Source organism: Prevotella sp. TCVGH (assembly GCF_023522295.1).
Taxonomy (GTDB): Bacteria; Bacteroidota; Bacteroidia; order Bacteroidales; family Bacteroidaceae; genus Prevotella; species Prevotella timonensis.
Genome location: NZ_QFFX01000083.1, coordinates 1 through 8,937, shown reverse-complemented (window position 1 = coordinate 8,937; position 8,937 = coordinate 1). Strand labels below are relative to the sequence as shown.

Sequence of the window (8,937 nt, the reverse complement as noted above, 5' to 3'; positions counted from 1 at the left end):
ATACAATGCTGTTTTTCTAATGGCGGTCATTAGAAAATGACAAGAAGCTTTTTCTAATGACCGATTTGGGTTTAATGTCAATTATTTTTATTATATTTGCATTATCATTTTTCAATTAGTCTACCTTTTAGGCTTTTTTACTTAATACGAATAATTTTTTAGGTTGATATGATTCTTACACTCGTTGTACTATTAGTAACGGTCATCTTTTTTGTGATTGGTCGTCTGCGAGCCGATATAGTGGCACTGTGTGCCCTTTGTGTATTGTTAGTAGCTGGCGTTTTGACACCAGAAGAGGCTTTTTCTGGTTTTTCCTCAAATGTGGTGATTATGATGGTGGGACTGTTTGTGGTAGGTGCTGCCGTGCTACAAACGGGTTTGGCAAAGGCTTTAAGCCAAAAAATCATACAGTTGGCGAAAGGTAGCGAGATAAGATTGTTTTTGTTGGTGATGCTGACGACTTCATTTATTGGAGCCTTTGTGAGCAATACTGGCACGGTTGCGCTGATGATGCCTATTGTTGTGAGTATGGCAGCGCAATCTAATTCCAGTCCAGGAAAGTTACTTATGCCTCTTGCTTTTGCCAGTAGCTTGGGCGGAATGCTCACACTGATTGGTACACTTCCGAACCTTGTTATTCAGGAGACTTTGGTAGACGCAGGCTATGAGCCACTCACGTTTTTCTCATTCACTCCTGTTGGAATTGTTTGTATTGCCGTTGGTATTATCGTTTTGTTGCCATTGAGCCGAATGTTTCTTGGGAAAGACAAGAAAAAAGGTGGAAGAAGAAAACCTAAAGATAAGAGTCTTGACGAGTTGGTGACAGAGTATCATCTTCAAAATTATTTGCAGGCTTACCGTATTGGTAACCATTCTCCACTCCATGGTAAGACAGTTGCAGAGCTTGATTTGCGTAACCGTCACGGACTGTCCATTATTGAGATTCGAAATGATTCTTCGAGTAGTGGGCGTATTATACGTCAGGTCAAGCAAAAGGTTCCAAAACCGTCCACCGTTTTACAAGCAGGAGATGTGCTTTATCTCACAGGAGACATCAAGGACATGGATGTATTTGCCACCAAAAACTCACTCGCCAAGTTAGACAATAGCTCTGTTGACTTCTACGATATAGGTATGGCAGAGCTTGTACTCATGCCCAATTCGCGTATTACTGGTATTCGCCTTAAAGATTCGAGCATTGGTGAAAAGTACAATATCAATGTGGTAGGGATTCGTCGCCGAAGAGATTATCTCGTAAAAGACTTGGCAGAGCAGAAGCTCCAAGCAGGTGATGTCCTTTTGGTGCAAGGGTTGTGGAGCAATATTGACAGACTTGAAACAGCCGAAACCGATTGGGTAGTATTGGGACGACCCATAGAGCAAGCCAGTAAGGTAACTCTCAATTATAAAGCACCCATTGCAGCCTTTATCATGTTATTGATGATTTGTATGATGGTGTTCGATTTCATTCCTCTTCAACCCGTCACAGCAGTGGTAGTTGCAGGTCTGCTGATGGTATTAACGGGCTGCTTGAGAAATGTCGAGGCTGCATACAAAGCCATTAATTGGAGTAGTATCGTACTCATTGCAGCGATGATGCCCATGTCCATAGCGTTAGAGAAGACGGGCGTTTCCTCGTTTATCTCTCAATCATTAGTTGATTCATTGGGAGATATGGGACCGATGATTCTTTTGGCAGGGATTTATTATACCACAACATTTGTGACCATGTTTGTCAGCAACACAGCCACAGCTGTCATCATGTCTCCCATTGCCATGTCTGCCGCTTCGCAGATAGGTGTCAGTCCGTACGCTTTCTTGTTTGCCGTTACGTTAGGAGCAAGCATGTGTTTCGCTTCCCCTTTTTCAACACCGCCCAATGCGCTGGTGATGAAAGCAGGTCAGTACGAGTTTATGGATTATATCAAGGTGGGACTTCCCTTGCAATTGCTGATAGGAGTGGTAATGACATTTGTATTGCCTTTGCTCTTCCCTTTCTAAAGGTCTCGTAAAAAAGTACTTGTATTATTGGATAGTTCCAATGTTAAAGTTTGCTTTTCCTTTTGATGAAAAAGTGCAAAAGATGACACAATAAGAGAGCTCTTCGGAACTCTTTTTTGTGTAGAATGGCTGCCCGTTTATATGATTCATTTACACTCTTCCCATGAAAGATAACGCACTTCAAATATTTGTGTGATAAAAAATAGTCGTATCTTTGCAGATACTTGACAAAAGAAAACAGACAAATAGATGATTTCAGTAGAAGGATTGTGCGTTACGTTTGGCGTGAAACCCCTGTTCAAGGATGTTAGTTTTGTGGTCAACGAACGTGATAGGATAGCCTTGGTAGGCAAGAACGGAGCGGGAAAATCAACGCTTCTCAAGATATTGAAAGGGTTACAGCAGCCTACTAAGGGGGTGGTTGCTGTTGCCAATGACACTACGATAGGCTATCTGCCACAGGTCATGAAACTTGCAGATGACACCACAGTGAAGGAGGAAACGCGCAAAGCCTTTGCCGACAATTTGCGCCTCAAGGCTCATTTGGAGGAGATGCAACATGAAATGGCAACACGCACCGACTACGAAAGCACCGACTACCTAAACTTAGTTGAGCGGTTTACGCAAGAACATGAGCGATATTTGATGCTTGGTGGTGAGAACTATGAAGCCGAGATAGAGCGAACGCTTGTGGGTTTAGGCTTTGAACAAAAGGATTTTGAACGACCCACATCAGAGTTTTCGGGCGGATGGCGTATGCGCATTGAGCTGGCGAAGATACTGCTGGGGCGTCCAGATGTACTTCTACTCGATGAGCCTACCAATCATTTGGATATCGAGTCCATACAATGGCTCGAACAATTCTTGGTGCAATCTGCCAAGGCAGTGGTACTGGTGAGTCACGATAGAGCCTTTATTAATAATGTAACCAACCGTACGTTAGAGATAACTTGTGGGCAGATAGAGGATTATAAGGTGAAATACGATGAGTATGTAGCCCTGCGAGCTGAGCGACGTGAACAGCAGTTGCGAGCTTATGAAAACCAGCAAAAGGAGATAGCCGACACCAAAGCTTTCATAGAGCGTTTCCGCTATCAAGCCACTAAGGCGGTGCAGGTGCAGCAGCGCATTAGACAGCTGGAGAAAATGGTGCCTATCGAGGTAGACGAGGTGGACAACAAGCGTATGCACCTCAAGTTTCCACCTTGTTTGCGCAGTGGCGATTATCCCATTATCTGCGACCAATTGCGCAAAGATTATGGAGCACACACCGTGTTTTCTGGTGTAACGTTTACAATCAAGCGTGGTGAGAAGGTCGCATTTGTGGGCAAGAATGGCGAGGGAAAGTCCACCTTGGTGAAATGTATCATGGGCGAGATACCTTTTACAGGAACGCTCAAAGTGGGACACAATGTGCAGATAGGTTATTTTGCACAGAACCAAGCGCAACTACTCAATGAGAAATTGACGATTTACGAAACGATAGACCGTGTGGCAACAGGCGATATGCGCCTGAAAATCAATGATCTTTTGGGCGCATTTATGTTTGGTGGAGAGACTTCAGAGAAGAAGGTTAAAGTGCTATCGGGTGGTGAGCGCAGCCGATTGGCAATGATACAGTTGTTGTTACAACCCGTGAACCTGCTGATTCTCGACGAGCCAACCAACCATTTGGACATGGCATCGAAAGATGTACTGAAAGAGGCAATACAAGCATTTGACGGAACGGTTATCTTGGTGAGCCACGACCGTGACTTCTTGGACGGCTTGGTAGATAAGGTGTATGAGTTTGGAGGTGGCTGTGTGAGAGAACACTTAGGTGGCATTTACGATTTCATCCGCAGTCATGCTGAAGCTGAAGACGGCTTGGCATCACAGCAGAGCATTGACGCTATTTTGCAAAATAAGAGTGTGACAATGACTGCAACTGTACAATCAGCACCACTAAGCGAAGAAAAGAGTGGGGTAGACGATTATCAACAGCGCAAAGAACAGCAACGGAAATTGCGAAAACTGAAGCGTGATATTGAGGAAAGTGAGACGAAGATTGCTAAGATGGAAAAGCGTATCACCGAACTCAACGCCATGTTGTCACAGCCCGAAAACGCCTCCGATATGGAATTAGTAACGGAATACACTACCACCCAGCGAGCATTAGACAAAGAGAATGAATGCTGGATGATGCTTAACGAGAAATTAGAGAAACTTTGAATTTTGAATATTACACTCCCTGTTATATTGAACTCCACTCTTTTTGTGGGGTAAGGGGAGAAACTCATCAACTTAAATATTTCAAAACTTATGAAACAATTATTTCCGATGATGCTGCTCATGGTAGCACCTGCCATGGGAATGGCGCAATCGAAGACAGGACTTGTTGAGTCGAATTTTGACAAATCTGTACGTCCTGCCGATGATTTCTATCAGTTTGCAACTGGTGGTTGGCAGAAGAAGCATCCACTGCCAGCAGCCTATTCGCGCTATGGTAGCTTCGATCAGTTAGCAGAGGACAACAACAAGCGTATCAACTCCATATTGAGTGAGTTGCAGAAGAAGACGTACAAGAAAGGTACGATGGAGCAGAAACTCTCCGACTTCTATAAGTTGGCTATGGATGCCGAACGTCGTAACAAGGAAGGTATCACTCCTGTGAAGCCCTTGCTCAACGAGATAGAGGCAGCAAAGACTAAAGACCAGCTATTACAATTGCAACTCAAGTATGCTAATATGGGCTATGGCATACCTTATGGTTCGTATTTTGCCGCCGATGAGAAGAATGTGGCAATGAATATTCTCAACATCTCTCAAGGTGGACTTACCTTAGGGCAGAAAGACTATTACGTGAATAACGACTCGGCAACGGTGGCTATTCGCAACGCTTTCAAGCATCACATTGCTCGTATGTTCCAGTTGTATGGCTTCACACCAGCGCAAGCATCTGTCAAGGCAGATATTGTGTTCAAGAATGAGACCGCATTGGCACTTATCTCAAAGAGTATGACAGAGCTGCGCGACCCGCAAGCCAACTATAACAAGATGACGCTAAAGCAGTTCAAGGCGAACTATCCTAACATCAATTTGGAGGCTTTTGCCACTGCAGAAGGCGTGAAGAGCGACTATATCCAAGAAATGGTAGTAGGACAACCTGCCTTTTTGGAAGGATATGACAAGCTTTCGGCTGCTGCTACAGCCGATGATTTGCGTGCCATCATGGAGTGGGATGTCATTATGTCGTCAGCTGCTTATTTGACAGACCAAATCCGTGAAGCCAACTTTGATTTCTTTGGTAAAACAATGAGTGGGCGCAAAGAAGATTATCCTTTGTGGAAACGTGCCACCAACCAAGTAGAAGGGCAAATGGGTGAAGCATTAGGCAAGATGTATGTGCAGCGATATTTTCCTGAATCATCCAAGAAGATGATGGAAAAATTAGTACGTAACCTGCAAATTGCATTGGGTGAGCGCATTGATGCCCAAACTTGGATGAGCGATACTACCAAGGCAGAGGCTCACAAGAAGCTGGATAAGTTCTATGTGAAGATAGGTTATCCCAACAAATGGCGCGACTACTCTTCACTGAGCATTGACCCTTCTAAGTCGTTCTATGAAAACGTGATGGCGTGTCGTGAATTTGCACACCATAATCACATTATAGAACGTGCAGGTAAACCAGTTGACCGTGATGAGTGGTTCATGACTCCACAAACCGTGAATGCCTACTACAACCCTACGACTAATGAAATCTGTTTCCCTGCTGGTATTCTACAATATCCGTTCTTTGACGCCAAAGCCGATGAAGCTTTCAATTATGGTGCCATTGGTGTGGTGATTGGGCATGAGATGACTCACGGATTTGATGACCAAGGTAGGCAGTATGATGCCAACGGAAACATGAACGACTGGTGGACTGCCAGTGACGCAAAGAGATTTAACGAGCGTGCTGACATGTATGCCGATTTCTTCTCGAATATCAATGTGCTTCCAGATTTGAAGTCGAATGGACGTTTTACTTTGGGTGAGAACCTTGCCGACCACGGCGGACTCATGGTAAGTTATCTGGCTTTCCAAAATGCAACCGCCAAAAAACCATTAAAGACGAAAGATGGTTTTACTGCCAACCAACGTTTCTTCTTGGCTTATGCAGGTGTATGGGGGCAAAACATTACTGAAAAGGAAATACGTAACCGTGTAAAACGCGACCCACATGCTTTGGGTAAGTGGCGTGTGAATGGTGCACTTCCACACATTGACGCATGGTATGAAGCCTTTGACGTGAAGCCAACCGACAAGCTTTACCTACCAAAGAACCAACGCTTAGAACTTTGGTAAACTCATTTTTCTCTCTTCAAAAAATAATTGAAGGATAGAATACAGTAATTTCTATGTTCGCTCCCTCCTCTCTGTTCGTTGTCCATCAGATATGTGACAACCTATTTAGAGGAGGGAGTTGTTGTTTTTAGGTATTGCTGTTTGATTAAACAAATTGAAAGTCTACAGACCGTTCGTCTCAGGATATACTGGTCACGGCTCTTTTATAGAAGAAAGGTTGTTGATGGTGAAAAACAACCTTTCTTCTTTTGTTTCAACTACAAATCTAACTCTATGCACGAACCATATGGATTGCGTTCATTAGCTGTAACAATAACGTACCTTCAATGAAAGAACTGCACCGTTTTCAAAATTATAATTTTGTCCTATAATTTTACCAAAAATCGACCATCTAAAATCTTCAAAATAGAAAAAAATAATAGGCAAGCGAACTACAAAAATGGGCTGATTTTAACAAAATCAACGTCTCCAAGTGTCAGAACATTAGTTTTATGCCCTTGGAAACATGTATTAGAGGTGTTATTCACATGCTTCAGAAGCATTAAAGCATGCAAATAGTAGGCTAAGATAATTCTTAAACTACAACTGATTGAAAATAAATAAGTTACCTTGTTTATAAGACTAAACTGGTAACGATTTAGAAACGAGCGAGCTACCTGGCTTCGCTGTTTTCTGCCTAACAAAGAACGCTTGTTATTCCGTTTGCAAAGATAATACTTTGTTACCGAATAACAAGCATTTTTAATGAGATATTCTTCTTTCTGCATTTTGTTCAGGCGTGAGTTATAATCCCCTTCCACGTTTCTTCTTTCTGTTAGCTTGGTATCTGAGTTTGCGCTGCCATGCAGCTTCGGCATAGTCATTGCCTTGCGTAGTAGGTGTAATCAAATCGCCCAACCCTTCCACCACATTATCGACTGCACTAACGATGGTGTCTGCCACTGCACCAATGGGATTCTGCACTTGTGAGGTATCATTGTCTCGTGAGATAGAGGAGCGGCTTGGAGGTACAAGTTGGTAGCCTGTATCAGATTGTTCTTTCTTTTCTGTAGGCTCTTGTACTGTTAGATGTGGTTTCCTTGATTCTTCCTTGTTGGTTGTTTCAAAGTTCTTCTGCAAGGAATGGTAGCCGAACTCCCTGCCGATTTCGGAAGCCTTGAAGGATTGCCCTGCGTATGAGAACTTCAAGCCATATACCTTGCTCTGCTTGTTCTTCATACGCTCTATGGTAATGCCGTTTTTGTTCAATTCATAAAGGAACATGGAATGCCCCGTGACGCCTGTTCCTTTGTACTTGTCAAGCAGGGCATAACAGATTTGCTGCACCTCTTTCTTGGTTTGCTCTCTCGTTGGACTTGCTTTTGTCTTTTGATATTTCTTTTCTGCCTTGACCTCCTTTGCAATGGTCAAGCCTTTCTCTCTGCTTATTTTCTCCGCCACTTTTGCTGCCCTATTGCTCACAAAGGTAGTATCATAGACTTCTCCATACAGACTGATGCGGTTGGCGATGATGTGAATGTGTGTGTTGTCGGTGTCCTTGTGCGTTACTGCCACCCATTGGTGGTTGTCAAGTCCCATTCGCTTGGCAAACAGATGGGCTATCCACATGAGTTCGGACACAGGCAGCTTTTTCTCGTCCTGAGGTGCAATGCCTATTTCAATGCGGAGAAACTTGTTCCTGCAACGGCTGTTGTAGTCACTGACCACTTTCATTTCCTCATAGATTGTCTTTGGCTCCCTGCTGCAAAGATTGTGGAAGGCAAGCCGATAGTCGAGCTTGCCCTCTCTGAAGATATAGTCCAGAGCCGTGCTGCCGTGTGCTATCGCCTTACATTTTCCTATCATTTCTTGTTAGATTTAAGACCTTATATACCTCATCGTCCACACGAAAATGCGGGTCGTAAAACCGCTTAAATGCTTCTTTGGCACATAGCGAGAGGTTCTTAGTGATGAGTAGCCACCTTTCATCCTTGACTTTGATGAGATTGGAAATCTGCCCGTAGAACCTTCCAGTATGCTGGAGAATGGCAATGGCTTCTCTCTCATTGTCTGTCATCTTGGGAACGGCTGTTACTTCTCCGTTAAGGAGTATCTCACGGCAGTACTCTGAGTACTTCCGCCCTGTACTTTCCGCTTTTGATTTGATACTATGCTTCTCCTCTAAGATGCATCTTATCTTGATGAACTCCGTTTTGTTCATCCGCTGTTCTTCTTTATTCTGTTGCTGCCATCGGGCAGCTTTTCCCTTGTATCTGCTCATATAAGTTTCCTTGAAAGTTTATCATTGTAGATGATTTATTACCTCTTAATTCCTAAATACTGACCGATGAGAACGGAGTGATTACGGTTTTATCTCCCCGATAGTCTGACGAGGGGAGCAAGGGCAGTTTGTGGGTACAAACTGACGTCTTGCAATATCAGCTAACGAAACGTTTACGCACAAGACGTTTTGCTGCTTGAAAGTGAATGCTGTGCATTCCGTGTTTAACTGTGTTCGTGGTGTTCTCATCATTCAATGTATTCAATAAAAATTATTGCTGTCCGGTAAAACTCAAAAGAGCATAAATATCCTCCCCGAAGCCCAGTAAAATTGGACTTCGGGGTTTA

Annotated in this window: 5 protein-coding genes; 3 read left to right on the top strand and 2 right to left on the bottom strand. The window is 43.5% G+C overall.

Features of this window, described 5'->3' with window-relative positions; genetic code table 11:
* Positions 1-168: 168 nt before the first annotated feature.
* The 3 genes from DEM91_RS11285 (at position 169) to DEM91_RS11275 (ending at position 6,330) form a co-directional block, all read left to right on the top strand.
* Positions 169-2,001 (top strand): SLC13 family permease, encoded by a 1,833-nt coding sequence (locus tag DEM91_RS11285; protein WP_249858995.1) that lies wholly within the window; start codon positions 169-171, stop codon positions 1,999-2,001.
* A 249-nt stretch (positions 2,002-2,250) separates the two neighbouring features.
* On the top strand, positions 2,251-4,212 hold the full coding sequence (gene abc-f, locus DEM91_RS11280) for a ribosomal protection-like ABC-F family protein (RefSeq protein WP_195254022.1): 1,962 nt from the start codon (positions 2,251-2,253) through the stop codon (positions 4,210-4,212).
* 90 nt (positions 4,213-4,302) lie between these two features.
* Positions 4,303-6,330, top strand: coding sequence for a M13 family metallopeptidase (locus tag DEM91_RS11275; RefSeq protein ID WP_249858994.1), 2,028 nt, complete (start codon positions 4,303-4,305; stop codon positions 6,328-6,330).
* A 783-nt stretch (positions 6,331-7,113) separates the two neighbouring features.
* Here the strand turns inward: DEM91_RS11275 and DEM91_RS11270 are convergent.
* Both DEM91_RS11270 and DEM91_RS11265 read right to left on the bottom strand, forming a co-directional pair.
* Entirely contained in the window at positions 7,114-8,175 is a 1,062-nt protein-coding gene (locus DEM91_RS11270) for a relaxase/mobilization nuclease domain-containing protein (RefSeq protein WP_249858993.1), read from the bottom strand.
* The gene (locus tag DEM91_RS11265; RefSeq protein ID WP_195254100.1) at positions 8,159-8,590 is read right to left on the bottom strand and encodes a plasmid mobilization protein; all 432 of its coding nucleotides are present in this window, start codon (positions 8,588-8,590) and stop codon (positions 8,159-8,161) included. The genes DEM91_RS11270 and DEM91_RS11265 overlap by 17 nt, the downstream gene beginning before the upstream one ends.
* Positions 8,591-8,937: the final 347 nt, after the last annotated feature.